Origin of the sequence: Hymenobacter sp. 102, from assembly GCF_049949205.1 — a bacterium.
In the GTDB taxonomy this organism is placed as follows: Bacteria; Bacteroidota; Bacteroidia; order Cytophagales; family Hymenobacteraceae; genus Hymenobacter.
On sequence record NZ_CP188172.1, the window covers coordinates 5,138,913 to 5,162,768 of the forward strand.

Sequence of the window (23,856 nt, forward strand, 5' to 3'; positions counted from 1 at the left end):
TTACTTGTCGCGTTTGGGGGTGCTGCGGGCCGGGTTGTTGTCCTCGAACCGGTACTTATCCATGGGGCTGCTGGGCATGGCCATTCCCGGCATGCCCGGCATGGCGCCCGTTCCGGGCTTCTCCATTCCCTTCCTATCGCCCATACCGGGCATAGCCTCGCCCTTTTTCATGCCCGGCATTCCGGACATATCGTCCATCTGCTGGCGCGTTGTCACAGGCTTTTGGCCGCCGGCGGGCTGCATGCCGGGCATGTTTTCCATGCCTTTCATAGTACCTATGGCGGGTTTGCTTGGGGAGGTGTTTTTCGAGCGGGCAGGACCCATGTCCATGCCGGGCATGTTGCCCATGTCCATCGGGGCGGGCGGCGCTTTGCGCGGGCTGCCTTGGCCGGAGGGACGTTGCGTGCTCATCCCGGGCATGTTCATCCCCGGCATATCGGCCATGGCTCCCTGCTGGGCGGCCCGTCCTGCCGGCGCCGGCTGCGGTTGGCCGCCGCGCCGTTGGGTGGGCATGTTCATGCCTTCCATTTGTTCCATGGGTTGACGGCGCTGACCTAGCTGGGCGGCCTGCGGGCCGGGGCCCATGTTCATGCCTTCCATGCTGGCCGGGGAGGTACCTGGCGTAGCCACTGATGGTGGGCGAGTCCCGTCGCTTGGGCCAACCTCCTCGTTGTGGGCGTCCGCTTCGGAAGCCGGCATGTCCATGCCGGGCATGGCATCCTCCCCGCCGTGGCCGTGGCTTTTATCGAGCAGGTTGCCCTTGGGACCCACGCCCTCGACGTACACCAGCTGCGCACCTCGGTGCCCGGCCACGGAAAGCGCGCCGGCCGCCGCCACGGCTGCCACCAGCACCAGCACCTCGTAGGCCCGGCGCTGCACCTTAAAGTAAAACCCGATGCCGGCCAATAGCAGCGTGATGCCCGAGAGCCAGGTGGTGTAGCCGGCGAACTGCTCGTGGGCCGCGTACACGGCCGCTGCCCGGGGCGAAAGGCCAATTGCCGCCGCATGAAACACGGTGCTGGCCGCCACCGCCCCGGCAAAGCCCCCAGCCATCACGGCCAAGGCAATCCAGCGCACCTGGGGCCAGTCCTTGAATACCAGCAGGGCCTGCAATGCCGCAGCCAGCAGTATCAGGACAATGGGCAAGTGCACCACCAGGGGGTGCAGATTGGGAAAATCTGAAAACATAGAGCCGAATGAGCCAAGGCCGGTACACGGAAAAACCCCGGCTGACCGCAAGCAGCAGTGCCGGGGCAAATCCCAATGGGTAATGGAGAGGCCGCGCTGACCACTGGTCCTAGCCAGGCGGTCGTTGCTTTCCCTGTTGGGTACCATACGTAGTCAAACCGCGACAATGTTTACACGCAAACGGCCGCACGGTTGCATAATTTCAAGCAACCTGGTCCTGACTACAGGCCGTCCCAGGAAACGCTAAAACGAAAAACGCCCGACCTACTGGGGCCGGGCGTTTTACACGAGCGTGGGCAGCTTACTTGGCCGCGCAGCAGCTAGGGGCTCCCGCCGTGCAGGCCGGAGTGCCGGCCTGGGCGCAGTTTTGCACCAGCGGGCAATCGGGGGTGCCCTTCAGTGGACAATCCGCCGCGGTCGGGGTTGGGCTGGTGAAGCCAAACAAGGCGCCGCCGGAGAGCAGCGCCGCGGCGCCGAACATCATCATCTTGCGTTTCATCGGTTCTGGTGGTTAAGATGGGCCCGCCGGGTACGGCCGTGGGGTAGTTCAAACAGCCACGGTCCGTACTCCGTGGGTGGCACTCATTAAAATGTCTAAGCCTTTTCAGCCTTGAAGCCGGCATCTTCTACGAGCGCCAGCACCTGCTCCTCGGTCACGTCGCCGGTCACGGTGAGCACCTTGTTGGGGTTGGCCGTGTCGACCTGCCAGGAGGCAATTGCCTTCTCGCCGTTGAGGGTGGGCGTTACGGCTTTGATGCAGCCGCCGCAGTTGATGTTGGTGTTGAATTGGAGCGTTTTCATGGGAGTAAATGCGTGGCGCCCGTGGTGGGCGGGTTCGGAATTAAAACACCCAAAAGTAGCGGCACGTGCCCGGGAAGGGGTACACAATTAGGCTTCAGGCTTGCATGATTTGTAGCAGCTAATCCCCCTTTGCCTGCCTGACACGTCGCACGCTAGCTTTAATGGTGGCCCATGCCCCCGCCGAGCAAGTGTTTGCCGATGACAAAGAGTAGGAGCAGCACCAGCCCGGCGATGAGCAAATAGCGGCCCCAGGGGGTGGGCATAGCAGTTGCGTGGCCCGCGGCCACGGCTTGGGCATGCGCCTGCTTTTGCAGCCGCCACTTACCAATGCGGCCCCAGGGCTTGTACACCGAAATGGCGGTGGCTGCCAGCAGCACGACCAGCGCGGCCGCGGCATCGGCCAGCAGCTGCAGGCGCAACCCGCGCAGGTCAGTTGCCGAGAGGTCGGCTTTGGCGGCTACCTCGGCCAGGTAGGCGATGGGCTGGATGTGCAGCAGCAACAGCAGCGTGGCCGCTACCGTGAGCACCAGCTTGACCAGCACCCAGTAATGCTTAAACAAGCCCCAGGGCGTGCCCAGCGCCTGCACCACGCCGGTGGCCAGCGCGGCCAGGCTGGAGGGCACAATAACAAACCAGCCGCTCAGCCCCATGGCCAGGTAGGCCGTGCGCACCAGCAACGCATCAGAACTGGTCAGGCCGGTGATGGCCAGGGCCAGGAACACGGCCACGGCGCCGAGCCAGCCCACCGAGAACGTGATGTGGGCGGTGAGCATGAACTTGCGCAGGGCGGGAGCCATTGTCATCAGCGAGGCAGTTGGGGCGGGTGAAGGACCCCGCAAAAGTAGGGGTGTCGCCCAGGCCCGGCGTACAGAATTAGGCCGCGAACCAGCATAATTAACACACCGGGGCCCACGAAAAAGCCAGCCCGTACGCGACGAGCTGGCTTCCCATGGTATCGAGGATATTTAAGCAGCAATGCCCTGGCGGCAGGCCTGCTCGCAGCGGCGGCAGGCCTCGGCGCACTGGCGGCAGTGCTCGGAGTGAGCGCCGTGCTTCTCGCACTCGTCGGCGCAGGCCTTGCAGATTTCAGCGCACTCGCGTAGCAGATGGGCGGCGTGCTCCGAGCCGCGGGCAGTGAAGCGGGCGGTGAGGGCGCAGATGTCGGCACAGTCGCGGTCCAACAGCACGCAGCGGGCCATCATCTTCACATTGTCTTCCTGCAGGCAGGCCGTAGCACAATGCTCACAGGCGGCGATACAGGCATTGAGGGCGTCGAGCAGGCTTTGGTTTTGTGTATGCATGGGAAAGGGGTTAGGTGAACAAGTAAGGCAACCCAACCGGGTCGCTGCCTAAGTATACCTTCTCTGTGGCCCAAGGTTTTACATATTAGTCTTCTTCCCTTGCATGATTTGGCGCCTCATCCCCCACAACCGGCGCCATGTCAGCGCGCAGCAGGCGGCGATACGCGGAAGGCGAGCAGTGGGCCAAGCGCCGGAATTGGCCGGAGAAGTGCGCCAGGCTGGTGTAGCCCAGGTGCCGGGCAATTAGGCCCACGCTCAGGGAGGAAGAAAGCAGCAGCTCCTGCGCATAAGCCAGGCGCTGACTCAGGATGTAGGCCGCCAGCGTCTTATCGCCCACCAAGCGGGCAAAGGCCGCGCTCAGCTGCCCGTACGTCAGGTCCAGCTCACGGGCCACCGCCGCCCCGAATGCCCGGTGCCGCAGGCTTTCGCCGGGCTCGCGCAACAGGCGGTTCACGGCCACGCTGACCCGTTCCACCAAGGTCTGGTGAAAGGTTTCGAGCAGCGCAAACCGGGCTGCTTCCAGCGTGGCCCGCAGGCGGGGCCAGTCCAGGTCTTCCGGCTCTCCGGCGACCGTGGCGGCCCCCAGGCGCACGTCGAGCACCTGCAAGCCCAGCCCTTCCAGCTCCTGCCGAACCACCCGGATACCGCGCGCGCACACCATGTGCTTGATGTAAAGCACAGTGGTGGGCGAAGCAGAAGCGGAGCGATTAGGCATCAGCAAGCGAGGTTAAGGCAGGTAAATGCCGCGCTGCCAGCATTCGGTGTAGTCCAGCACCATGTGCAGCAGGAAGCCCACGGCCCAGATGCGCGTGCGGGCGGGTAGCAGCAGTAGCACGTAGCCGCCGATGGCCCAGTAGGTGTGAAAGGTGTGGAAGTTGATGCTGCAGCGGCCCGGGTCGTAGAAGGGGGTGGCCCAGAGGTGGTCCAGGTCGAGCAGCAGGGCACTGGCCAGCACCAGCCACACCCGCCGCCAGTGGGGGCGGTGAAAGGCCAGGGCGTAGAGCCCTGGCACCGTGATATGCAGAAAGGCGTGCAGCATCGCCTAGCGGGTGGGCAGCACCGGATTCATATCCGAAGGCGGGGTGAGCGGCTGCGCGTCGAGTTCCTGCGGGTGGTCATCCAACCCCGTTTCCTGGTGGGAAGCGAAGTACTGCGCCAGCGCTTTTTCGCCCACCAGCCAGAAGACCACGGGCGTCACGATGATGTCGAGGAACGTGGAAGAAAGCAAACCGCCGAGAATGACGGTGGCCACCGGGTAGAGGATTTCTTTGCCCGGCGCGTCCTTGGCCAGGGTAAGCGGCACCAGGGCCAGCGCGGCTACCAGGGCCGTCATCAGCACCGGCACCAAGCGTTCGAGTGAACCGCGGATAATCATGGGGATGCCGAACTTCTCGCCCTCGTGCTCCACGAGGTGGATGTAGTGCGAAATCATCATGATGCCGTTGCGCGAGGCAATGCCGGTAAGCGTGATAAAGCCCACCAGCGAGGCAATGCTGAACGTGCCGCCCGTGAGCAGCACCGCCACCACCGAGCCGATGAGGGCCAAGGGGATGTTGAGCATAATCTGCCCTACCATGTAGCTGGACTTAAAGTGCGAGAACAGCACCAGGAAGATGCCGGCCAGCGAAAACAGGCTCAACCAGAGAATCTTCTGCGAGGCCGACTGCTGGCTTTCAAACTGGCCGCCGTAGGTGAGGTAATACCCGGGGGGCAGCTTCACCTGCGAATTCACCTTCGCTTGAATCTCCTTGACCGTCGAGCCCAAATCACGCTCGGCTACGTTCAGGGAGATGGTGATGCGGCGTTGGGTATTCTCGTGGTTCACGGTGTTGGGGCCCGGCTCGTAGAGCACTTCTGCCACCTGGCTTAGGGGAACCATGGCGCCCGAGGGCGTTTCGACGCGGGTCTGGCCGATGGCGGCGATGTCGTTGCGCTCGGCTTCGGGCAGCTTCACCACCAAGTCAAAGCGCTTCTGCCCGTCGAGCATCTGCGAGACGACGGCGCCCTGGAAGAGCGTTTCCAAATCGCGCACCACCTCGCCGCGCTCCATGCCGTAGGCGCGCAGGGCCTCGTCGCGGGGCCGGATAAGCAGCTGGGGAATCTGCACCTGCTTTTCTACCTGCAAATCGACCACACCGGGCACCGTGCTGGCGGCAGCGCGCACCTCATTGGCGTAGCGGCGCAACTCCAGCAAATCGTTGCCGAAAACCTTGATGGCCACTTGGGCGCGCACCCCGCTCAGCAAGTGGTCGAGGCGGTGGGAGATGGGCTGGCCGATGTTGACGTTCACGCCCGTAATCAGGCTGAGCTTCTCCCGCATGTCGGCCAGAATCTCGTCGCGGCTGCGCATGGTTTTGCCTTCCTTCTCCAACTCCTCTTCCGTTTTGAAGGCCACTTCGATTTCCGAGTTGTTCACCGACTCGGCGTGCTCGTCCAATTCGGCGCGGCCGGTGCGGCGGGCGGTATAGGCCACTTCCGGAATCTTAAGCATCTGCTGCTCGCCCAGCGTGCCCAGGCGGTTCGACTCGGCCAGCGAGGTGCCGGCGGGCGCCGAGAAGTTGACCGTGAGCGAGCCTTCGTTGAAGGGCGGCAGAAACTCGGTGCCGAAGAACGGAATCAGCGCCATGGCCGCCACGAACAGCGCCCCGGTTACCCCAAGGATGGCCTTGGGATGCTGCAGGCCCCAACCCAACAGGCGAGTATCTTTTTTCTTAAGCCAGCGCACCAGGCCCCCGTCGGTTTCGGGGTGGTCCATCTGCTTCATTTTGGGCAGCAGGTAGTAGCAGAGCACCGGCGTGACGGTGAGCGACACGAACAGCGAGGCCACAATGCTGGTGATGTAGGCAATGCCCAGCGGCGCAAAAATGCGGCCTTCCATGCCTTCCAGGGCAAACAGCGGCAGGAACACCAGCACCACGATGATGGTGGCGTACACAATGGAGTTGCGTACTTCGGAGCTGGCCTTGTAAATAACCTTGAGCACCGGCTGCGGGTGCGGCAGCTGCTTGTTTTCGCGCAGGCGCCGGTAGACGTTTTCCACGTCCACGATGGCGTCGTCGACCAATTCGCCGATGGCAATGGCCAGGCCGCCGAGGGTCATGGTGTTGATGCTGATGCCGGCAAAGCGAAACACCAGCGCCGTGACCAGCAGCGAGAGCGGAATGGCCACCAAAGAAATAAACGTGGTGCGTACGTTCAGCAGAAAGGCAAACAGGATGATAACCACCAGAATGGCCCCGTCGCGCAAGGCTTCCTCGACGTTGGTAATCGAGGACTCGATAAACTCCGACTGCTTGAACAAGCGCGTGTTCACCTGCACGTCCTTGGGCAAAGAAGGCTTCAGCTCCACCAGGGCTTTTTCCACGGCTGCTGTCAGGCCCACCGTGGCCGCGCCGGGCTGCTTCTCGATGCTCAGAATCACGGCGGGCCGGCCGTTCACGCTGCCGTCGCCCCGCTTGAAGCGGGCCCCGAACTCCACCTTGGCCACGTCGGCCACCCGGATGGGAGACTGCTCGCGGTAGCCGACAATGATGTTTTCGATGTCGGCCACCGAGCGCAGCCGGCCCAGGTTGCGGATGAGCACCTCCGAGCCGTTGCGGTCAATGAAGTTGCCCGTCGTGTTCAGGTTGGACTGGCGCAGGGCTTCCTCCACCTGGTTTACCGTCAGGCCCGTGGCATTGAGCCGGGGCATATCGAGCAGGACTTGGTACTGCAAATTGTCGCCGCCGATGGGAATGACCTGGGCCACGCCGGGAATGCTGAGCAGGCGCTGCCGCACGGTGTAGTTGGCCAGCGTGCGCAAATCGGCGGCGTTGGTCTGTTTGCCGCCCGACAAGCCCACCAGCATAATCTGGCCCATGACCGAGGAAATGGGGCCCAGCACCGGCGTAATGCCCTGGGGCAGCTGCTCGCCCGTGGTCTGCAGCTTCTCGCTCACAATCTGGCGGGCCGTGAAAATGTCGGTGCCGTAGTCGAACTCCACGAACACCATGCCCAGGCCAATGGCCGAGTTGGAGCGCACGGCCGACACGCCGGTGGCCCCGTTCAGGGCCGTTTCCACGGGCAGCGTCACCAGGGCCTCCACCTCCTCGGGGCCATGCCGGGCGCTTCCAGGAACACGGTCACGCGCGGGCGGTCGAGGTCGGGCAACACGTCCACCGGCAGCTGGCTGGCGGTGTAGGAACCGGCAATGATGAGGCCCATGGCGAAGGCCAGCATCAGCAGCCGGTTCTGCAGGGCAAAGCGAATTATCTTATCAAGCATGGGGTATTAGCGCAAAGTGGAAGGAGCCTCAAGGGCGACTTCGGTGTAGTCCGGCCGGTGGGCCAGTGGGTCGGACAGGGCACGCCCTGTGCGTCTTATTTCTTGACCCGGGGCGTGCGGGCCGAGGTGTGGGTGCTCATGATTTGCCACTGGCCGGCGGCGTTTTTGCGCAGCACCGACGTGGCCACCCCGCGGCGCACGATGGGCGCCTTGGCCTCTTTCTCCTTGGGGTCCTTCTTGAGGTTAATGGTGTAGGTGTAGGTTTCCGTCGCAAAAGCATAAGGACCGTCTACCTGCACGGCGGCTTTGTAGTCGCTGAAGGTGAAGGCGCTAAACTCCTTGAGCTCCGGGGCCAGGTGGTGCTCGGCGTAGTGCCGGTAGGAGCCTTCCACCCCGCCCGACTCGAACACCTGGGAGTTGGCCGTGAAGAGGCGGTGCGTGCCCGTGGTATCGAGCTTTTGCGGCCTGCTGGTACTTGCTCAGCACCGCCCGCGGCCACCTCATCGGCGGAACCAGCCGCGGCAGTTGTCTGGGCTTGCGCCGTGGCGGCGGCAAAGGGAAGCGTGGCAGACAGCACCGCGAGAGCAAAAAGATTTTTCATGGGGAGGGAGAAAGAAGCCACCGCGGAGCGGGACTTATTGGTTGAGGTAAATGGATTTGAGCTGGTAGGTGCCGGTGGTGACCACCCGGTCGTTTTCGTTGATTTCGCCCTGCACCAGCACGGTCTGCTGGCCGTTGACGGCGCCGGGCTGCACGTAGCGAATCTTGAACCGCTCGGGCTCGGTGTGCACAAACACCACGGGCTTGCCATTCAGATCGGTGATGGCCGAGGTGGGCACCACCAGCTGGGGCTTGCCCCGCCGGTCTGGCCCACGACCTGCACGTTCACGGCCTGGCCGGCGCGGTAGGCGCTGCCCTGCTGGGCGTCGAGCTCCAGCACCAGCTGACGGGCTTGGTTGACCGGGTTCACCACGTTGCTGAACACCACCAGGCGGGCGGGCACGCCGGCCTGGCCCTGCAGGCCTTCCACCCGGAACACGGCCCCGGGCGTGACTTTGTCCAGATCCTGGGCAAACACCTGGGCTTCGACGCGCAGCTTGCCGGGGTTGATGACGCGAAACAGCTCGTCGCCCTGGTTGACTTGTTGACCGACAGCGAGATTAAACACGTCCACGGTGCCGCTCACGGGCGAGGTGATGCTCACGCGGCGCTGCTGGGCCTGGCCGTTGTAGATGCTGGCGTTCTGGCGGGCCTGGCGCAGGCGCAGCTCGGCGGCCACCACGTCCTTGCGGGCGGCGATGTCGGCGATGCTCTGCAGGCGGGCGTAGTCCTGCTGGGCGGCGCGCAGCTCGGCCTGGGCGTTGGCCCGCTCGGTGCTGAGCCCGATTTGCTGGGTGGCGTCCAGCGTTTGCTCGATGACGGCCAGGGTCTGCCCGGCCCGCACCGTTTTGCCCACCTGCGCGGCGAGGCTCACGATGCGCCCGGTTTGGGGCACCACGATGCGGCCCTCGCCCCCGGCCGCGGCCGACACCGTGCCGTAGAGCGTGGCCCGGCTGTAGGTGGTGGAAAAGGCGGCCAGGTTGGTGCGCACCTGAAACAGGAACTGGCTTTCCTTGGGCAGCAGTACCTCGTCGGAAAGGGCCACGCCGGTGCTGGCTTTGGCCGTGCCACCGTGGTCTTCGCCACCGTGGGCCTGCACCAAACCCGGTGGAGGGAGCAGCACCGTCAGGACCAGTCCCGCGGCGGCCGTAGCGGCCAGGATTTTATGCTTGGTTTTCATATCGGGGTAGCATTAAGGGAAGGGGGTGCGGCGGCTGGCGGTCAACGCCTGCTCGGAAGTCTGGGGCACGGGCTCGGGACGGCGGCGGCGCATGAGCAGGGCCGTGAGTACGATGCCGAGCACAAAGGCCCCGGCCAAGGCCAGGATGGTTTTCCAGGAGGAAAAAAGCCCGGTTGCCTCCGCGTGGGGAGCCGCGGCGACGGGCAGCTTCTCTCCTACTTTGATGCCTTCGAGCAAGAGCAAATCGGCTTTCTCACCCGCCACGATGTTGAGGGCGAAGCTGTAAGCCTTGTTGGCCGGAAACTGGCCTTCGACGAGGTACACGCCCGGCTCCTGCTCTTTCACGGCCCATTTCAGGTTGGCATCTTCCGGGTTGGTGAGCGTGAGCTTGGCGCCCTTGATCGGGGCGTTGGTGGCGTAGTCGGAGAGGAACAGGCGCAAATCGGCGGGCTTACCCCCTTCCAGGGGCTCGTAGCGCAGCAAGGCCTCGAACTGTTCCGAGAGCGCGGCCACGGAAAAGGACGTGGCGCCCGCCGTGCCGGCCTTGGGCCCGTCGCCGTGGTCCTCGCCCCCGTGGGCGTAGGCCGTGCCGCTCAGCACAAGCAGGCCCAGGAGCAAAATCAGGAGTTGTTTCATGTTATTCACCCCGCAGGTAGTTAAGTTCGATGAGGGCCTGGCGGTAGTCCCGAATGGTCGTCAGGTAGGTATTCTGGATGGCAAAGGCCTGGTTCAGGCTCAGGATGAGCTGCAGGTAGCTTACTTCGCCGGCCCGAAACAGGCGCTGCGACTGGCTGATGATGGCCCGCGACTGCGGCAGCCCGGTTTGCTCGTAGTAGCCCAGCGAGGCCGAGAACTTGCGCGTGTCGGCCAGGGCCTGCTGGTACTGACTACTCAACTCCAGGCGCTGGGCCTGCAGCTGGTAGCCGGCGGCCTGGGAGCGGGCCGTGGCCGCCTGCAGCTGGGAGCGGTAGGTCCAGAACCAGATGGGCACCGACAGGCCGAATTGAAAGCGGTATTTCAAGGCTGAATTCTCAAATGCCTGGTTCTGGTAGCCCACCGTGAGGGCCGGGGTGCGCCGGGCCCGGACCAGGCTGATGCCTGACTGGCTCAGGGCTACGTTTTGGGCAGCGGCGGCCAGCGTGGGGCTGCGCACCAGGGCCGTGCTGTCCTCGGTGGGCAGGCCCGCGAGCAGCGCAGTGCCCGTTTGGGCCAGCTCCGCGCCGGTGCGGCCCAGGTCGGTGCTGGTGGCCAAGGCTTCGCTGGGGCGGCCCAGCAGCAAGGCCAGGCGGCGCTGGGCGGCCTGCCGGTCGGCGGTGGCTTGCTGCAGCAGCACGGTCACCTGCCGGGCTTCGGCGTCGGTGCTGATGCGCTGCAGCGAGGTGACTTCGCCGGCCGTAAACAGGCGCTCGGTGGCCAGGCGCAGCACTCGAAACAAGCTGTCCTGGTAGGTGAGCTGCCGCACCTGGGCCTCAGCAAATTGCAGGGTCAGGTACGCCAGGCGGGTGTCGCGCAGCACGCTGGCCCGGCTCACGTCGCGGTTGCGCTCGGCCAGGGTAATGCCGGCCTGCGCCACGCGCCGCTGCTGGCGGTAGACGTTGGGCAGGTCGATGGTTTGCACCACGCCCGGGGCCCACATCTCGCCGGTAGGGGCCGAGAACAGAAAGTCCGGGTTGGCGGGCGCAAACGAGCCCCGCTTGAGGGCGCGCTGCTCCTCAATTTCCTGGGTTGACTGCCGCAGCCGGGGTGCCGGCGCAGGGTCTGGGCTTCGGCGCTGTCCAGGCTGATGATGGTTTGGGCGCGCGCAGCTTCGAAACCTAATCCCAGCAAAAGGGCCAGAACCAGCAGGAAACGCACGCCACTTCTCAATTTCAGATACTTCATATAATCAGGTTAGAGCGAGCCAGCGGGCCGCCTACCGTTGCAGCGGCAGACGACCCGGACGAAGCGGGTCCGGACGCCCGGCGTCCGAAAAGCAGGCGACGTCTATGACTTTTTCACCAGGGCCATGCCGCACTTCGGGCAGCTGCCGGGCTTGTCGCTGGCCGAGCCTTCGCAGTTCATGGGGCAGGTGTAGGCGGCGGCCGTGGCCTTGCTGGCTTTGGCCGCCGCGTCGAGCTTTTCAAAGCGGGCGCTGAGCGAGCTGCCGTTGGCTTTCAGGCTCACGATGGCCGTGCGCAGGGTAGTGCCGGCGGGCACGGCGGCCACGAAATGGTCGCCGGTGGGCGTCAGCTTCACGCTGGTGGTTTTGCCCGCCGTGCTCAGCAGCATGGCCGTGCCGGTGGAACGGTCCAGGGGCATGGTTTTCTCGTTGGCGTCGAGCAGGTACACGTGCACCTCCCCGGCTTGCTGCACCAGTTCGAGGTGGTACTTGCCGGCCGTGCGGACCGTTCCGCCGTGGGGGATTTGTGGGCGTGGGTTTCGCCGGCGGCTTTGTGGCCGTGGGCAGCGGTGCCGGGCTTGTGGCTGTGCTGGGCGGCAACGTTGAGCGGGGCGGCGAGCAACAGGGCGGCGGCGAGAATTTGCGAAATCTTCATGGGGAGGGGGATGTGAGTGGTTGGAATGGGGTAGCCGGTGGGCTACATTTTGTCGGCGTTCTTATTGTGCCAGTCCTTGAAGGCAGCTATTTCCTTCTCCTGGGCGTCGATTATCTGCTGAGCCATTTGCTTGAGCTTGGTGTCCTTGCCGTGGGCCAGCTCGGCCTTGGCCATGTCCACGGCGCTCTGGTGGTGCATGGTCATGAGCATGTTGAAGTTCATGTCCGGGTCTGCCACGCTTTTTGGCATCGGCATCATGGCGTCCATCGAGGCCTTCATCTTGCTGGTGAAGGGGTCGGTGGGGTCGTTGGGCTTGTAATTGGTCGGGGCATTGTCGAGGCGGGTGGCCGCGGCTTCCAGCTCGGCGATTTCCTTTTGCTGGTCGGCTTTGATTTTCTCGGCCATCTGGCGCATGGTGGCGTCTTTGCCGTCGCGCAGCTGAATGTCGGCCATGACAACCGCGCCCTTGTGGTGCTCCAGCATGTGGTGGGCGAAGTCGTGGTCGGTGTTGCCCTTGGGCTTGCTGGCGTGCATCTTCTGCATCATCTCGTTCATGGCCACCAGTTGGGGCGAGTCGCCGGCCGCGGCGCTGCCCGTAGCCCCGGCGGAGTGGTCCATGCCGGCCATGTCACCGGAGGCGGTGCCCTCGGCGGTGGTCGTTTCGGTGGTGGTAGCCGTCGAATCGGCGGCCTTGTCGCTGTTGCAGCTGGCAACCAGCAGGGAGCCCGAGCAGAGGGCTGCGAGGAAAAAAGCGGACTTTTTCATGGGTGTGGTTGGGTTAGTTGAAGAAAGAGAGGCAAGCCGGAAGGGAGCCAGCCCCCACGCTAGGCCTTCACGTTGATGGTGAAGTCACCGGTGTGAATCTTACCGGCGTGGTTAAACTGGAGGAACACGCGGTAGAGGCCGGGCTTTTCGAAGTTGGTGTTGAAGCCGATGTTCGGGCCCTTGTCGGCCTGGTCGTTGGGATGCACGTGCAGGTACTGCTCGGTGTCCTCGCTGATGACCACCACGTGGCCCAGCGCGCCGAGGTAGTTGGCGAGGTCCATCACCGGCTGGCCGTCCTTGCTGATGTTGATTTTCATACCCAGCAGCTGGCCCACTTTCAGGTCTTTGTCGAAGGCGAGGGTGGCCTTATAGCCGTCCTTCTCCCACTGCATGTCGTCGTTCTTGAACTTGACCGGCGCATACGCCGTGCCCTTCACGGTGAGGGGCTGGCGGCCGAGCTGGTGGCCTGAGCCGGTAGGCGTATAGTCCTGAAACAGCACGTAGTCGCCGCCCTTGGGGAAGGTGTACTTCACCTTGTAGTCGCCCTCAGCCGTGTACTCGGGGTGCTCGTGGTAGAACTGGCCCAGGTCCTTGCTGACGATGATGAGGTGAATCTTCTTCTCGTGCACCACGTCCAGGGGCACGGGAGCCGAGCCCTTGCCCGTTTCCACCGGCGTGAAGGCCAGCGTGGTGGGCTGCCCGGCCGTCACCTGCGTGGGCGTGGGCACCAGCTTCATTTCGTAAGTTTTGCCGTTGGCCACCTTGTCGTTGTGCTCCAGGTTCATGCCGCACTTGGGGCACTTGTCGCCCTCTTTGGTGCTGGTCACCTCGGGGTGCATGGGGCAGGCGTAGGTGTGGCCCCCGCCGTGCTCGGCGGTGCCTTCGGCCGGGCCGTTGGTGGGCGTGGTGACGGTGTCGGTGGTTTTGCTGGACTCGGTTTCGGACGAGCAGCTGCTGGCGGTGAGCAGGCCAGCCAAAGCCAGCAGGGAAAGCGGTATGCGGTACATAAAAGGGGAATGGGGTTAAACTGATGGGGAGACTATATCCAGTAGTCCGGGGCGCTGCTGCCGGACGGCTAGGCCTGCCACTGCTGCCAGAGCACGAAGCCCAGCCCGGCAGCTACCGCGGCGTAGAGCAGGTAGGACAGCAGGCGGCGAACCGGGCCTTGGGGGGCGGGTGCGCCGGCTTCTTCGCAACAACTTTTCATTGTCAGGCGAGGGTAAAACCAGGAAGATGAAGGAGGGAGGGGGCAGCTAAGCGCCGGGCGGACACGACAATGCAAAGGCCCGCCCCGGACATAGCAGAGCTATGCCAGGGCGAGCCTTGGGCGCGTCAAATCAATCAGACCGTCAGGGACTGAATAAAGATGCGGATATCGGGTATTTTGGGGGGCAGGTGCTCGCGGAGCACCAGAACGACCGAGTGGGTGCGGTCCCACTGCCCGGCAGCGGGCCGGAAAAGAAGTCGCTGCTGGCCGGCAACAAGGCCGGCGCGGGTGTCATCAGCTGCTTTTCAGCCGGCGTGGTGAGGGACTTAAGGATAGCAGCCGAGTTGTCCTTGCAGCAGTCATCCTTGCCCACGGGCTTGGAGTTGTGCTGGGCATGGTCCTGCTTGGTCTTGGTGGGTTGCTGCTTTGCCGTGGCTTTGTCGTGACCGTGGCAGCCGGGATGCGTAGTCTTCTCTACGGCAATGACTTTCGCCACCGGCGCGGGTGCGGCCAGCACCGGGTTCAGGGTGGCGCAGTAGCACTGGCCCACGAACACGTTGACGAAGACGAGCAGGAAGCTCGTCGCCAGCAAACGGCGGAAGGGGAACAGGCTACGGAACATGACAGGCGCTAAGCAACCGCAAAAGTAGACTTCTCCACGAAAAGGCGGTACCGCTTATCTACCCCATTTCTAAATAAAGAGTTTCCGGGCCGTTCCTGTGGGTGGCCGCTTAACCTGCGAAAAAGGACCGCAAATGGCCACCAGGCTGTTTTAGGCGGCAGTCAGGGAAAAAGCCCCGGCAAGCAGCGCAAAATTATGCAAGCCTTCGGCCGGATTATGTAAATCCCTTGCCCACCTGCAACGTGCAAATTATGCAAGTTTCGGGTGAGATTCCGTACTAACCCCGCCGCAGGGGCGCCGTTCCTTTGTACTGTACTTTCTAGCCTAGGGAGCCTTGGGTTTCCCGGCCCAATGCAGCACTACAGCTGCTTATTTTTTATGGAACCAACGACCAAAACCGAAACCCTCGACATTGAAGGCATGACCTGCGCCTCGTGCGCGTCCTTCGTTGAGAAGTCCCTGACCCGCACGCCCGGGGTGCAGCGGGCCATGGTCAACTTCGCTACCGAAAAAGCGACGATTGAATACCTGCCCGCCCAGGCCACCCCGGCCACCTTAAAAGAGGCCGTGGTCAACGCCGGCTACGGCGTAACCGAGCGCGCGCCAGACACCAGCGCCGCCGACCGGCAAGCGGAAATTGACCAGCAAAAGGCCCTCGCTTACGTCAAGCTCAAGCGCCGCTTCTGGGTAGCCACGGTGCTGGCCATTATCATCATGCCCCTGAGCATGCTCATGCTCTGGCCCGCGATGATGGCCCGCGTGAATATGCACTGGCTGAACTACGGCCTCTTGGTGCTGACCCTGCCGGTGCTGCTTTACAGTGGGCGCGAATTCTTTACCTCGGCCTGGAACGGCTTCAAGCACCGCGCCGCCAACATGGACACGCTGATTGCCGTGGGCACCGGGGCTGCCTTTCTGTACAGCCTGGCGGCCACCGTGGTGCCGGGCTGGTTTATGCGCCGGGGCCTCATGCCCGAGGTGTACTATGATACCACGGCCACCATCATTGCCCTGATTCTGCTGGGCAAAGTGCTGGAGCTGCGGGCCAAGACGCAAACGTCGGCCGCTATCAAGGCGCTGATGGGCTTGCAGGCCAAAACGGCCCGGGTGGTGCGGCCCGACGGCCAGGAGGTGGACGTGCCCATCGAGCAGGTGCAGCTGGGCGACCTCGTCGTGGTGCGCCCCGGCGAGAAGGTAGCTACCGACGGCGTTATTGAAGAAGGCCGCTCGGCCGTGGACGAGGCCATGCTCACGGGCGAAAGCCTGCCGGTGGAAAAGAAGACCGGGGACCCGGTATTCGGCGCCACGCTCAACAAGACGGGCTCTTTCCGCTTCCGGGTGACCAAGGTGGGGGCTGATACCATGCTCTCGCAGATTGTGAAGCTGGTGGAAGACGCCCAGGGCAGCCGTGCCCCCATCCAGCGGCTGGCCGATAAGGTCAGCGCCATCTTCGTGCCCACCGTGGTGGTCATCGCCATCCTCACGTTCGTGCTCTGGTTTGACCTGGCCCCCGTGGAAGCCCGCCTGCCGCTGGCCTTGGTCAACTTCGTGGCCGTGCTCATCATTGCTTGTCCTTGTGCTTTAGGTTTGGCCACGCCCACGGCTATCATGGTCAGCACCGGCAAGGGCGCCGAGCACGGCGTGCTGATTCGCAACGCCGAGGCCCTGGAAAAAGCCCACCAGGTAAATACCGTGCTGCTCGACAAGACCGGCACCATCACCCGCGGCGAACCGGCCGTGACGGACTTTGTGCCCGCCGAGGGACAGGACGCGGCCCAACTGCTGCAGGTAGTGGCCGCCGTGGAGCGGCAGAGCGAGCACCCGCTGGCCGAAGCCGTGGTGCGCTACGCCGATGCCCAGCAGGCCCCGGCCATTCCGGCCACCGGTTTTCAGGCCATCGAGGGCAAAGGAGCGCAGGCATCGGTGAACGGGCAGGCCGTGCTCATCGGCAACTTCCGCCTGCTGGATGAGGCGGGTATCAGCCTTTCGCCGGCTGTGCGCCGGCAGGCCGATGAGTTGCTGGCCCAGGCCAAGACCGTACTGTATGTCGCCGTTGACCAGCAGGCCGTGGGCCTCGTCGGCGTGGCCGACACCGTGCGCGAGACGTCGGCCGCCGCCATCAAGCGGCTGCAGGCCATGGGCATCGAGGTGGTGATGATGACGGGCGACAACCCCCAGACGGCGGCCCAGGTAGCCGCGCAGGTGGGCATCATGCGCTACTTCGCCGAGGTGCTGCCCAGTGGTAAGGCCGGCAAAGTCAAGGAGCTGCAGGCCGAAGGGCGCATCGTGGCTATGGTCGGCGACGGCATCAACGACGCGCCGGCCCTGGCCCAGGCCGACATCGGTTTGGCCATGGGCGGCGGCACTGACGTGGCCATGGAAGCGGCGGGCATCACGCTCATGCGCTCGGATTTGCAGGGCGTGGTCACGGCCATTGAGCTCTCGCGCCAGACCATCCGCACTATTAAGCAAAACCTGTTTTTCGCCTTCATCTACAACACGCTGGGCATTCCGGTGGCGGCGGGGCTGCTCTACCCCTTCTTCGGCATTTTGCTCTCGCCCATGCTCGCGGCCGGGGCCATGGCCCTGAGCTCGGTGTCGGTGCTCACCAACTCGCTGCGGCTGCGCAGCTTCTCCCCCGCTAAGAACTAAGCCATGGATACCGCCGAAATCATCGTGACGCTGACGGGCCTGGCCCTATCGGCTTTTGTTATCTGGTACTTCTTCTTTTCCGCCCGCCAGACGGCTGCGGCCGTTTCTACCTCCAGCGGGGTGCAGGAAGTGGACATCACCGTCAAGGGCGGCTATTCGCCCGACGTCATCGAAGTGGAGCGCGGCAAGCCCGTGCAGCTGAGCTTTTACCGGGACGAGGAGAACAGCTGCTCGGAGGAACTGCTCATGCCCGACTTCAGCATCCGCCGCGACCTGCCGGCTTTCAAGACGACGCTGGTGGAGCTGCTGCCCCAGCAGGCCGGTACCTTTACGTTTACCTGCGGCATGGGCATGCTGCGCGGTAGCCTGGTCGTAAAATAGATGCCGCTCATGAACTCCCAACTCCGCTCCGGCTTCACGCTGCCTGCCCCCGGCACCCACCGGCTGCTGATTAAGAACATGGTCTGCCCCCAGTGCATCCGGGTGGTGACGGAAGACCTGACGGCCCTGGGTTTGCAGGTGCAGCGCGTGGTGCTGGGCGAGGCCGACGTGACCACTGCCGATGGTCAGGCGCCGGACCTGGAGCCCGTGCGCGCCAGCCTGCTGGCAGCGGGCTTTGCCCTGCTCGAAGACCCGCGGGCCCAACTCGTGGAGCAGATTAAAACCCTGCTGGTGACGCTCATTCATTATCCCGAGCCGGGCCCCCGCCTGCTCACCTACTCGGATTACCTGGTTCAGCACCTGGGGCGCGACTACCATTACCTATCGCACCTGTTCTCCTCCGAGGAAGGCCTGACCATTGAGAAGTTCATCATCCGCCAGAAGGTGGAGCGCGCCAAGGAGCTCATCGGCTACGGCGAGCTGACCATTGCCCAGGTGGCGGGGCAGCTGGGCTACAGCTCCCGGCCCACCTCTCGCGGCAGTTTGGGCAGGTGACGGGCCTGACGCCCTCGGAATTTCAACGGCTCGGACCCGCCAGCCATGCCCGGCGCAGCCTGGACTCGCTGCTGTAGCCGCGGAAATTATGCAAGCAAAAAGGCCAACGGTGTAAAAACCGGGCGGGTAGCCCGGGCGTTTATATTGTTCACCACCAGACCCCACCGACCGTGCGCATGAACCGCTTATTCCGTTTGCCTATTTTGTCTCTGCTAGTGCTGGTTTCCTTGTTTTCGGCCTGCAAAGACCATGACATGGACGACATGAAGCACGACACTCCGCTGATGAAAATCATGATGGACATGATGACGCAGATGGACGCGCAGGCCAAGACCCAGGACCCCGACCACGACTTTGCCGCCCAGATGGTGCTACACCACGACGCGGCCATCAAGATGAGCGAGGAAGAACTTCGCGCGGGCAGCAACCAGGAGATGAAAACCATCGCCCAGGACGTCATCACCAAGCAACGCGCCGAAATCACGCAGTTCAACTCGTTCCTGAGCAGCCACCAGCCCACGCAGCCGCTGGTACCGCAGTTCAACCAAATCCAGAAAACCAACATGGACCGCATGATGGCCGCGAGCAACGCGCGCACCATGACCATGCGCACCGACGTGGACTACGCCCAGATGATGATTGACCACCACCAGGCGGCCATCGACAACTCGGAGGCGTTGCTCCAGCACGGCCGCAACGCCACGATGCGCCAGTTGGCGCAGGCCATCATCGCCGACCAGCGCCAGGAGATTGGCGTCCTGCAGAACTGGCTCACGCGCAACCGCTAGGTCTTGGCTTAGCCACAAAAAAGGCAGCTCTCGCGGAGCTGCCTTTTTGCTTTTAGGGTACGGTGGGTGGCCAAGAGCACTATCCGGCGGCCTGAGTCCGCTACCGGCCGAGGTGGCCACCGTCGCCCGCTACGTGGCCCTAACAACCCCCATGCTCGCACTACCTGCTTTCCGCCTCATTCTAGTCTTGGCAACCGGTGTGGTCTTAGCCGGTTGCCGGTCATCGGCTGTCGTCCCCAAGTTTTCGGCCGCCCCCGGGTACCACCACCCGCCACAGGCCCAGCACGGTGATACAGCGGCAGTCACCCCCGCCCGGGAGCAGCCCACTACCCAGCAGGGGCGGGTAAAGGCAGAAGAGCGCGCTACGTCTTCCGGCACGCGGGACCGCGTGGCCAAGAAGAAGAAACCGGCAGTCGGGCCGGGCAGCAGGCAGGCCAAAGCAACGCCCGCAGATACCGCAAGCAGCGCCATCCGGCCGATGGCCCCGCCCGGGCCCGGCCAGTTTGCCTCCCCCAAGCTCTTCAGCGCCCAAACGCTGGTCCATTATGGCCTGCACTTTGTTTTTCCGCTCGTGTTGGCGCTGGTGTTTTTTCCCTTGGTGTGGCAGACTGCTTACCTGGTTATGTTGGCCACAATGGCCATTGACCTGGACCACCTGCTGGCAAAACCCATCTTCGACCCGTTGCGCTGCAGCGTGGGGTACCATCCGTTGCACTCCTTTCATATCATACCGGTGTATGCGCTGCTGCTCCTGTGGCCGGCAACGCAAATTGTCGCTGTCGGCTTGCTTTTCCACATGTTCACGGATACGGTGGACTGCTTGTGGAACTTCAGCCACTGCCAGGACTGCTACCGGAACTCCCGTATTCGTCGCTTGTACAACGGGGTGCGGAAGCTGCTGGGCCTTGAGGTGGTCGAGTAAGCTGGGACGAGACGGGAGATTGAGCGGGCTGTTGCCTAAGTGGCCCGATTCAGAATTGTCGCTAGAACCTTCCCGAGCGACTAATGCTTTTTAACAGCTGATTCTGCAGCAGCTGGTCCCGGTAAGCGCCTTCCACCGCCTGTCGTGCCGGCCCGGGCTTGCCCGCTTCGTGAATCAGCCGGTCAGCTTCCTGGCGCAGCTGCAGGGCTTTTACCATGTTGTCGTTGGCCTGCCCCATGGCGCGCAGGCGCTCGGCCTCGGTCATGGAATAGCGGCCCGGGTTCTTCAACGTGGCCATGAGCTCCACGCTTTGGGCAGTCATCTCGTCGGCAATCTTCTGGTAGTTGAAGGCCGTTTCGACGTTCTTTTTCTTGAGCACTTCCTCGTAGGCGTATGCCGAAGCGAAGGCTTCTTCCCGCATGTTCTTATAGTCACGGTAGGTAAAGGACTGGGCCCCGTTGCGGCCGATATCCAGCCCGGAAAAGGCTTGGTATACCGTTTCAACGTCCTGCTCAGTGCGACCCTGCAGCGCCTGGCGCAGGCGCCGGGCCTTGTTCACCGGCGGCATGTAGTCGGGCTGCGAGCTGGTGTTCATGGCCATGCCCCGGCCAAACAGCTCCAAGGGGTTGGCGTAGCGCAAATCCTTCACCGATGCTACTTTGCGCAGGTCGGCCTGAATCTGCCGCTGCAGCTCCAGCCCCTCGGAAGTTAACTGCTTTACCTGACCCGTGATGTCGCGAGTGACACCGGCAATCTGCCGGGCGTCCTTGATGACCTGGTAGTTCTTGACGGTCTCGACCCATTGCTTGAGCTGCTTGGCAAACTGGCCGATGTGGATGCCCATGTGCGGCGGGTCGTTGACGACCATCTGAGCCGAAGCGAAGTAGGAAGTGGTGCCGGCCAGAACGGCCAGGACCACAACAAACAGTCCCTTTTTCATGGCTGAAGAGCTAAAGTAAGGTTTAATTGCTGGCCGTCGGCGCGCCGGCATCCGTCGCGCCCGTGGTGATGAGCACGGGGTAGCCATCGGGCAGACGCACGTCGCGCAGCTTCTGGCGGGGTGTCGATGCCCGGCCCACCATCGCGGCCGCCACCCGGCCCCCCACGCCCACTACCGAATTAGCAGCCGAGGCCGAGCGGTCAATGGCCATGCCCACTTCCTGGGCACCGATGGAGCGGGCATCGTTGAGGGGATTGTCAGCCGCGGGCAGCGGCTGGCGCTTCTGCGGGTCAATCATCAACCCCGGCAGGTAATGGTAGTCGTAGATGTCGGCGGTTACCCGGGTAGGGCCCAGCCGGGAGATGCGGATGGCCACATGGTTGGTCTCGACGCTGGCCACGCCGGCAAATACCAGGTTCTTAGGAAAGGTCTGCCCGCTGATAACGGCATCCTCGACGAGGCGCAACAGCACGACGGAACCAGTCCGAATCTTCTGCTCCCCGTTGATAACGGCCTTGTAGAAAATGTCCGGCAGCAGCTGCGCCTGATTATCGGGGGCATACCGGAAATAGCCGGCTTTAATAGTGCCAAAGGCATCGTAGCCCGAAGCGTTGTTTGCCGCGGCACCAGACGCCCCGCTGGCCCGGAGGGCAGCCCGCCGGTCGAAATAGCGGCGCCCGGTCATCTGCTCGTACGAGGCGCGGGAGGCGGCAGGGGCTGCGTCGAGCATGTCCAGCACGTCGTCGTTTTGCTCGTAGGGCACCCCGTCGGGCGCCGTGCGGGGCCGGGCCGCAGCCCGCAAACGCCGACGCGGGTCGACACTGGCACTGCTACCCCGGTAGCTGGCCTGCACCACCGGGATGCGCGGCCCGGTAGGCACCGGTCTGCGCATCCACTGCTGTTACTTCCGTGGAATCAGGGGGCGGTAGCGCCGCCCGGTTGGCTGCGGCCCGGGCCTGACGCTCCGCGGCGGCCAAGGCCGTGCGGCAAAGCGGCTTGCCCCACCGTATCGACCGCCATGCCGCCGGCCAATTGGTCCGGGAGGGAACGGTGCCCAGGGTCTGCACGCCGGCCTGTCGCGCAGCCGCCTGCTTTTGCTCCAGCACGTCCGTGGGCGCCGGGGCCGCTTCGGGCGTGGCGGGCGCAATCGTGGGCTCCAAATTTTGAGAGGTAGCCGCCACGGGGCTGGCCTGCTGCGCTACTTCCTGGGAAAGGGAGCGGGCGTAGAAAAACAGCGTCACCGCCGTCAGCATGCCGATGCCCACGAGCAGGGGCAGCCAGTGCCGGCGGGCCAGCTCCCTATCGAGGGGCGGGGCGTAGCGGAAGTAGCAGGGGCAGAAGCAGAGCCGGAGGCCGGTTGCGGTTCGGTACTGGGGTTGTCGCCGGCAGGATACACCGGCTGCATGTTGTGCTCGGACATGAGAGGAAAGGATTAAATGGCGGCCGCCGTGTTGATGACTTTGCTGGGGACTTTGAGCACCAGCACCCGGGCCCCGAACTTCTCGCGCAAGGTGATTTCAAGGTGGCCCCGGTCGGTGGCCGCATACAGCGGCACGGCGTAAAGCAGGTAGCCCGTAGCCCGGGCCGGGATGGTCTGGCTTTCGGCCCGCCGGCGGGCGCCAGGGGCCGCCGGGCCTCGTTCTTCTTCTTGCCCAGAAACTTCTTGCGCGAGTTTTCCACCAGCTCGAAGTCGGTAAAATCCACCGCGTAGTCGATGGTGGTGGTATTGCGCAGCTTCAGGCGCAGGTAGGTGAAGTCTTTGTCGTTGCGCACGTTGGCCAGCGAAAGCACCAGGTCGTTATCGGCCGTGCGTAGCCCGCTGGAATCGGCGTGCTTGGCGGTGGCCAGCTTAGCCAGGCGCGCCTCGGCCAGCTCGCGCTTGTCGTGGCCCTGGTTCAGGGCCAGCGCGTCATCCACGCCGGCGCCGTTGCGGGCCTTGCCGCCGGCGCTCACGCCCAGGCGCCGCCGTCCTGAAAGTCGTAGAGCTGCAGCACCGGCCGGTGGGTGTACACCAGGTGCCCCATCCAGTAGCGCGAGCCGTAGCGCACCAGAATGGGCGTGGGCGGCGGGTTGCGGCGCCTGGCCCGCACGAACACGGCGTTGCTTTCAATCTTGACCAGGTAGTGCGGCGCCTGGCCCACGTCGACCAGCGACACCGGCCCCGGAAAGACCAGGTACGTGGTGGAGGAGTCGGAAACGGCGATTTCCAGCTGCATTTTCGGCGCTACGTTGGCCGGATGCGGGGTTTGCACGCCGGCAGGACGCGTGGCAGTCGAAGCAAGGGTCTGCGCTTGCGACAGGCCGGGTAAAAGCGCCAGCAGCGCGCAGGAAGCAAAGGAGAAGGGGAAACGCATAAGAAGGGGATAGAGGTAGCTTACTGGGCAGGTTGAGCGGCGGGGGCAGGCGTCGTGGGGGCGGGTTGCGGCAGGGCACGCCGGCGGCTTCGGCTTCTTCGCGCAGCTTGCGCTGCCGGGCCTGCTCCTGGTCGCGCAGCTGGTCTTTCTCTTCCTGCGAGACAGGCGGGTTGTAGGCGATGAAGTCGAAGTCGGTAATGAGCAGCCCGAAGGGGTTGGCATCCGAGCGGTCGGTTTCGACGAGGGCAAACTTGGCGCCCAGGGGCTTGCTCTGGCTTTGCTGGTCGCCGATGAACACCGTCTGCTTGATGTAGGCGCGGCCGGTGATGGGTCGGTGGTTCATGTCCAGGTGGATGCTGTCCACGGTCACGGCCTGGCGGGCGCCGTAGCGGATGTAGTTCTGCAGCACCTGCCCGCGCTGGAAGCTCTCAAACAGAAAACGCCCGCCGCGCTCTTCAATCAGGGGCAGGCCCGCATCGAGGTTGTGCTTGAAGGAGTACTGGTCGTGGCCGAACATGGTCAGCAGGAAGGTCTTGACCAGGTTGCGGGCCTCGAAGGGCGTGTGCCCCGCGCCGCGGCCAATCTGGGCCGAGAAGGAGCCGGTGTCACTCACCACGTACACGCGCTGGCCTGTGGATTCGTAGGCGCGGTAGAGCAGCGCACCGGAGGCCACTGTCACCACCCCAGCAGGGCGAGGGCAGCCAGCGCCATCGTGCGCATGGTGATAAACGTCTTGTTCAGGTCTTGGACTGAGTTCATAGGTAAGTCGAAGAAGTTGGAGGATGAAAGGGGCTGAGTCAACC

Annotated in this window: 29 protein-coding genes and 1 pseudogene; 5 read left to right on the top strand and 25 right to left on the bottom strand. The window is 63.9% G+C overall.

The window, feature by feature from the left end:
- The 18 genes and pseudogenes from ACN19L_RS22455 to ACN19L_RS22540 all read right to left on the bottom strand — a co-directional run bounded on the left by ACN19L_RS22455 (position 1) and on the right by ACN19L_RS22540 (position 14,461).
- Entirely contained in the window at positions 1 to 1,188 is a 1,188-nt protein-coding gene (locus tag ACN19L_RS22455) for a DUF2231 domain-containing protein (RefSeq protein ID WP_190786136.1), read from the bottom strand.
- 301 nt (positions 1,189 to 1,489) lie between these two features.
- The gene (locus ACN19L_RS22460; protein WP_073289192.1) at positions 1,490 to 1,687 is read right to left on the bottom strand and encodes a hypothetical protein; all 198 of its coding nucleotides are present in this window, start codon (positions 1,685 to 1,687) and stop codon (positions 1,490 to 1,492) included.
- A 95-nt stretch (positions 1,688 to 1,782) separates the two neighbouring features.
- Positions 1,783 to 1,989: a heavy-metal-associated domain-containing protein gene (locus ACN19L_RS22465; protein ID WP_111480615.1), complete on the bottom strand. Its 207-nt coding sequence runs from the start codon at positions 1,987 to 1,989 to the stop codon at positions 1,783 to 1,785.
- A gap of 158 nt (positions 1,990 to 2,147) precedes the next feature.
- Positions 2,148 to 2,792, bottom strand: a complete 645-nt coding sequence (locus ACN19L_RS22470) for a hypothetical protein (RefSeq protein ID WP_426491482.1) — start codon at positions 2,790 to 2,792, stop codon at positions 2,148 to 2,150.
- A 162-nt stretch (positions 2,793 to 2,954) separates the two neighbouring features.
- Positions 2,955 to 3,290 carry a four-helix bundle copper-binding protein gene (locus ACN19L_RS22475; protein WP_111480614.1) on the bottom strand — a complete coding sequence of 112 codons (336 nt, stop codon included), beginning with the start codon at positions 3,288 to 3,290 and terminating at the stop codon, positions 2,955 to 2,957.
- Positions 3,291 to 3,375: 85 nt separating this feature from the next.
- Positions 3,376 to 4,005 (bottom strand): helix-turn-helix domain-containing protein, encoded by a 630-nt coding sequence (locus tag ACN19L_RS22480; RefSeq protein WP_426491484.1) that lies wholly within the window; start codon positions 4,003 to 4,005, stop codon positions 3,376 to 3,378.
- A gap of 12 nt (positions 4,006 to 4,017) precedes the next feature.
- Positions 4,018 to 4,329: a DUF6122 family protein gene (locus tag ACN19L_RS22485; protein ID WP_111480612.1), complete on the bottom strand. Its 312-nt coding sequence runs from the start codon at positions 4,327 to 4,329 to the stop codon at positions 4,018 to 4,020.
- A gap of 3 nt (positions 4,330 to 4,332) precedes the next feature.
- A pseudogene (locus ACN19L_RS22490) lies at positions 4,333 to 7,553 on the bottom strand (efflux RND transporter permease subunit).
- Positions 7,554 to 7,648: 95 nt separating this feature from the next.
- Positions 7,649 to 7,963, bottom strand: a complete 315-nt coding sequence (locus ACN19L_RS22495; protein ID WP_426491516.1) for a hypothetical protein — start codon at positions 7,961 to 7,963, stop codon at positions 7,649 to 7,651.
- 225 nt (positions 7,964 to 8,188) lie between these two features.
- Positions 8,189 to 8,392: a hypothetical protein gene (locus ACN19L_RS22500; protein ID WP_426491517.1), complete on the bottom strand. Its 204-nt coding sequence runs from the start codon at positions 8,390 to 8,392 to the stop codon at positions 8,189 to 8,191.
- Positions 8,365 to 9,333: an efflux RND transporter periplasmic adaptor subunit gene (locus ACN19L_RS22505; protein ID WP_426491518.1), complete on the bottom strand. Its 969-nt coding sequence runs from the start codon at positions 9,331 to 9,333 to the stop codon at positions 8,365 to 8,367. Before ACN19L_RS22505 ends, ACN19L_RS22500 begins: the two co-directional genes overlap by 28 nt.
- 12 nt (positions 9,334 to 9,345) lie before the next feature.
- Complete coding sequence (locus ACN19L_RS22510) at positions 9,346 to 9,969, bottom strand: hypothetical protein (RefSeq protein WP_426491519.1); 624 nt, start codon at positions 9,967 to 9,969, stop codon at positions 9,346 to 9,348.
- A 1-nt stretch (position 9,970) separates the two neighbouring features.
- Positions 9,971 to 11,200, bottom strand: coding sequence for a TolC family protein (locus tag ACN19L_RS22515; RefSeq protein WP_426493620.1), 1,230 nt, complete (start codon positions 11,198 to 11,200; stop codon positions 9,971 to 9,973).
- A 116-nt stretch (positions 11,201 to 11,316) separates the two neighbouring features.
- Entirely contained in the window at positions 11,317 to 11,685 is a 369-nt protein-coding gene (locus tag ACN19L_RS22520) for a heavy metal-binding domain-containing protein (RefSeq protein ID WP_426491520.1), read from the bottom strand.
- Between the two features lie 224 nt (positions 11,686 to 11,909).
- Positions 11,910 to 12,632 (bottom strand): DUF305 domain-containing protein, encoded by a 723-nt coding sequence (locus ACN19L_RS22525; protein ID WP_215139133.1) that lies wholly within the window; start codon positions 12,630 to 12,632, stop codon positions 11,910 to 11,912.
- 59 nt (positions 12,633 to 12,691) lie between these two features.
- On the bottom strand, positions 12,692 to 13,639 hold the full coding sequence (locus ACN19L_RS22530; RefSeq protein WP_426491490.1) for a heavy metal-binding domain-containing protein: 948 nt from the start codon (positions 13,637 to 13,639) through the stop codon (positions 12,692 to 12,694).
- Positions 13,640 to 13,707: 68 nt separating this feature from the next.
- Complete coding sequence (locus tag ACN19L_RS22535) at positions 13,708 to 13,839, bottom strand: hypothetical protein (protein ID WP_262898883.1); 132 nt, start codon at positions 13,837 to 13,839, stop codon at positions 13,708 to 13,710.
- 142 nt (positions 13,840 to 13,981) lie between these two features.
- Entirely contained in the window at positions 13,982 to 14,461 is a 480-nt protein-coding gene (locus tag ACN19L_RS22540) for a hypothetical protein (protein ID WP_426491521.1), read from the bottom strand.
- A 378-nt stretch (positions 14,462 to 14,839) separates the two neighbouring features.
- Here ACN19L_RS22540 and ACN19L_RS22545 point away from each other — a divergent pair, with 378 nt between their 5' ends.
- From ACN19L_RS22545 to ACN19L_RS22565, 5 genes are all read left to right on the top strand, one after another.
- Complete coding sequence (locus ACN19L_RS22545) at positions 14,840 to 17,113, top strand: heavy metal translocating P-type ATPase (RefSeq protein WP_426491492.1); 2,274 nt, start codon at positions 14,840 to 14,842, stop codon at positions 17,111 to 17,113.
- Between the two features lie 3 nt (positions 17,114 to 17,116).
- Positions 17,117 to 17,494: a cupredoxin domain-containing protein gene (locus ACN19L_RS22550; RefSeq protein WP_215139129.1), complete on the top strand. Its 378-nt coding sequence runs from the start codon at positions 17,117 to 17,119 to the stop codon at positions 17,492 to 17,494.
- A 9-nt stretch (positions 17,495 to 17,503) separates the two neighbouring features.
- Complete coding sequence (locus ACN19L_RS22555) at positions 17,504 to 18,049, top strand: helix-turn-helix domain-containing protein (RefSeq protein WP_426491522.1); 546 nt, start codon at positions 17,504 to 17,506, stop codon at positions 18,047 to 18,049.
- Positions 18,050 to 18,243: 194 nt separating this feature from the next.
- Positions 18,244 to 18,837, top strand: a complete 594-nt coding sequence (locus tag ACN19L_RS22560) for a DUF305 domain-containing protein (RefSeq protein ID WP_426491493.1) — start codon at positions 18,244 to 18,246, stop codon at positions 18,835 to 18,837.
- Positions 18,838 to 19,225: 388 nt separating this feature from the next.
- Positions 19,226 to 19,759 carry a DUF6122 family protein gene (locus tag ACN19L_RS22565; RefSeq protein ID WP_426491494.1) on the top strand — a complete coding sequence of 178 codons (534 nt, stop codon included), beginning with the start codon at positions 19,226 to 19,228 and terminating at the stop codon, positions 19,757 to 19,759.
- Positions 19,760 to 19,820: 61 nt separating this feature from the next.
- On the opposite strand, the gene ACN19L_RS22570 is transcribed toward ACN19L_RS22565, so the two are convergent.
- From ACN19L_RS22570 to ACN19L_RS22600, 7 genes are read right to left on the bottom strand one after another with little or no spacing between them, the layout of a single operon-like run.
- A complete protein-coding gene (locus tag ACN19L_RS22570; RefSeq protein ID WP_190786149.1) occupies positions 19,821 to 20,699 on the bottom strand; it encodes a hypothetical protein in 879 nt (292 codons plus the stop codon).
- A 22-nt stretch (positions 20,700 to 20,721) separates the two neighbouring features.
- Complete coding sequence (gene traM, locus ACN19L_RS22575) at positions 20,722 to 21,591, bottom strand: conjugative transposon protein TraM (RefSeq protein ID WP_426491523.1); 870 nt, start codon at positions 21,589 to 21,591, stop codon at positions 20,722 to 20,724.
- Complete coding sequence (locus ACN19L_RS22580; RefSeq protein ID WP_426491524.1) at positions 21,530 to 21,964, bottom strand: hypothetical protein; 435 nt, start codon at positions 21,962 to 21,964, stop codon at positions 21,530 to 21,532. The genes traM and ACN19L_RS22580 overlap by 62 nt, the downstream gene beginning before the upstream one ends.
- A 34-nt stretch (positions 21,965 to 21,998) precedes the next feature.
- Positions 21,999 to 22,652 carry a hypothetical protein gene (locus tag ACN19L_RS22585; RefSeq protein WP_426491525.1) on the bottom strand — a complete coding sequence of 218 codons (654 nt, stop codon included), beginning with the start codon at positions 22,650 to 22,652 and terminating at the stop codon, positions 21,999 to 22,001.
- The gene (locus tag ACN19L_RS22590; RefSeq protein ID WP_426491526.1) at positions 22,649 to 22,855 is read right to left on the bottom strand and encodes a hypothetical protein; all 207 of its coding nucleotides are present in this window, start codon (positions 22,853 to 22,855) and stop codon (positions 22,649 to 22,651) included. The genes ACN19L_RS22585 and ACN19L_RS22590 overlap by 4 nt, the downstream gene beginning before the upstream one ends.
- Positions 22,806 to 23,732, bottom strand: coding sequence for a hypothetical protein (locus tag ACN19L_RS22595; RefSeq protein WP_426491527.1), 927 nt, complete (start codon positions 23,730 to 23,732; stop codon positions 22,806 to 22,808). Before ACN19L_RS22595 ends, ACN19L_RS22590 begins: the two co-directional genes overlap by 50 nt.
- Positions 23,729 to 23,854: a hypothetical protein gene (locus ACN19L_RS22600; RefSeq protein ID WP_426491528.1), complete on the bottom strand. Its 126-nt coding sequence runs from the start codon at positions 23,852 to 23,854 to the stop codon at positions 23,729 to 23,731. Before ACN19L_RS22600 ends, ACN19L_RS22595 begins: the two co-directional genes overlap by 4 nt.
- Positions 23,855 to 23,856: the final 2 nt, after the last annotated feature.

Coding starts and splice junctions, on each gene's coding strand:
- ACN19L_RS22550 (WP_215139129.1), top strand. CDS start 17,117: ATGGATACCGCCGAAATCATCGTGACGCTGACGGGCCTGGCCCTATCG.
- ACN19L_RS22485 (WP_111480612.1), bottom strand. CDS start 4,329: ATGCTGCACGCCTTTCTGCATATCACGGTGCCAGGGCTCTACGCCCTG.
- ACN19L_RS22570 (WP_190786149.1), bottom strand. CDS start 20,699: ATGAAAAAGGGACTGTTTGTTGTGGTCCTGGCCGTTCTGGCCGGCACC.
- ACN19L_RS22530 (WP_426491490.1), bottom strand. CDS start 13,639: ATGTACCGCATACCGCTTTCCCTGCTGGCTTTGGCTGGCCTGCTCACC.
- ACN19L_RS22455 (WP_190786136.1), bottom strand. CDS start 1,188: ATGTTTTCAGATTTTCCCAATCTGCACCCCCTGGTGGTGCACTTGCCC.
- ACN19L_RS22510 (WP_426491519.1), bottom strand. CDS start 9,969: ATGAAACAACTCCTGATTTTGCTCCTGGGCCTGCTTGTGCTGAGCGGC.
- ACN19L_RS22505 (WP_426491518.1), bottom strand. CDS start 9,333: ATGAAAACCAAGCATAAAATCCTGGCCGCTACGGCCGCCGCGGGACTG.
- ACN19L_RS22545 (WP_426491492.1), top strand. CDS start 14,840: ATGGAACCAACGACCAAAACCGAAACCCTCGACATTGAAGGCATGACC.
- ACN19L_RS22460 (WP_073289192.1), bottom strand. CDS start 1,687: ATGAAACGCAAGATGATGATGTTCGGCGCCGCGGCGCTGCTCTCCGGC.
- ACN19L_RS22475 (WP_111480614.1), bottom strand. CDS start 3,290: ATGCATACACAAAACCAAAGCCTGCTCGACGCCCTCAATGCCTGTATC.
- ACN19L_RS22555 (WP_426491522.1), top strand. CDS start 17,504: ATGAACTCCCAACTCCGCTCCGGCTTCACGCTGCCTGCCCCCGGCACC.
- ACN19L_RS22525 (WP_215139133.1), bottom strand. CDS start 12,632: ATGAAAAAGTCCGCTTTTTTCCTCGCAGCCCTCTGCTCGGGCTCCCTG.
- traM (WP_426491523.1), bottom strand. CDS start 21,591: ATGCGCAGACCGGTGCCTACCGGGCCGCGCATCCCGGTGGTGCAGGCC.
- ACN19L_RS22535 (WP_262898883.1), bottom strand. CDS start 13,839: ATGAAAAGTTGTTGCGAAGAAGCCGGCGCACCCGCCCCCCAAGGCCCG.
- ACN19L_RS22540 (WP_426491521.1), bottom strand. CDS start 14,461: ATGTTCCGTAGCCTGTTCCCCTTCCGCCGTTTGCTGGCGACGAGCTTC.
- ACN19L_RS22470 (WP_426491482.1), bottom strand. CDS start 2,792: ATGACAATGGCTCCCGCCCTGCGCAAGTTCATGCTCACCGCCCACATC.
- ACN19L_RS22480 (WP_426491484.1), bottom strand. CDS start 4,005: ATGCCTAATCGCTCCGCTTCTGCTTCGCCCACCACTGTGCTTTACATC.
- ACN19L_RS22465 (WP_111480615.1), bottom strand. CDS start 1,989: ATGAAAACGCTCCAATTCAACACCAACATCAACTGCGGCGGCTGCATC.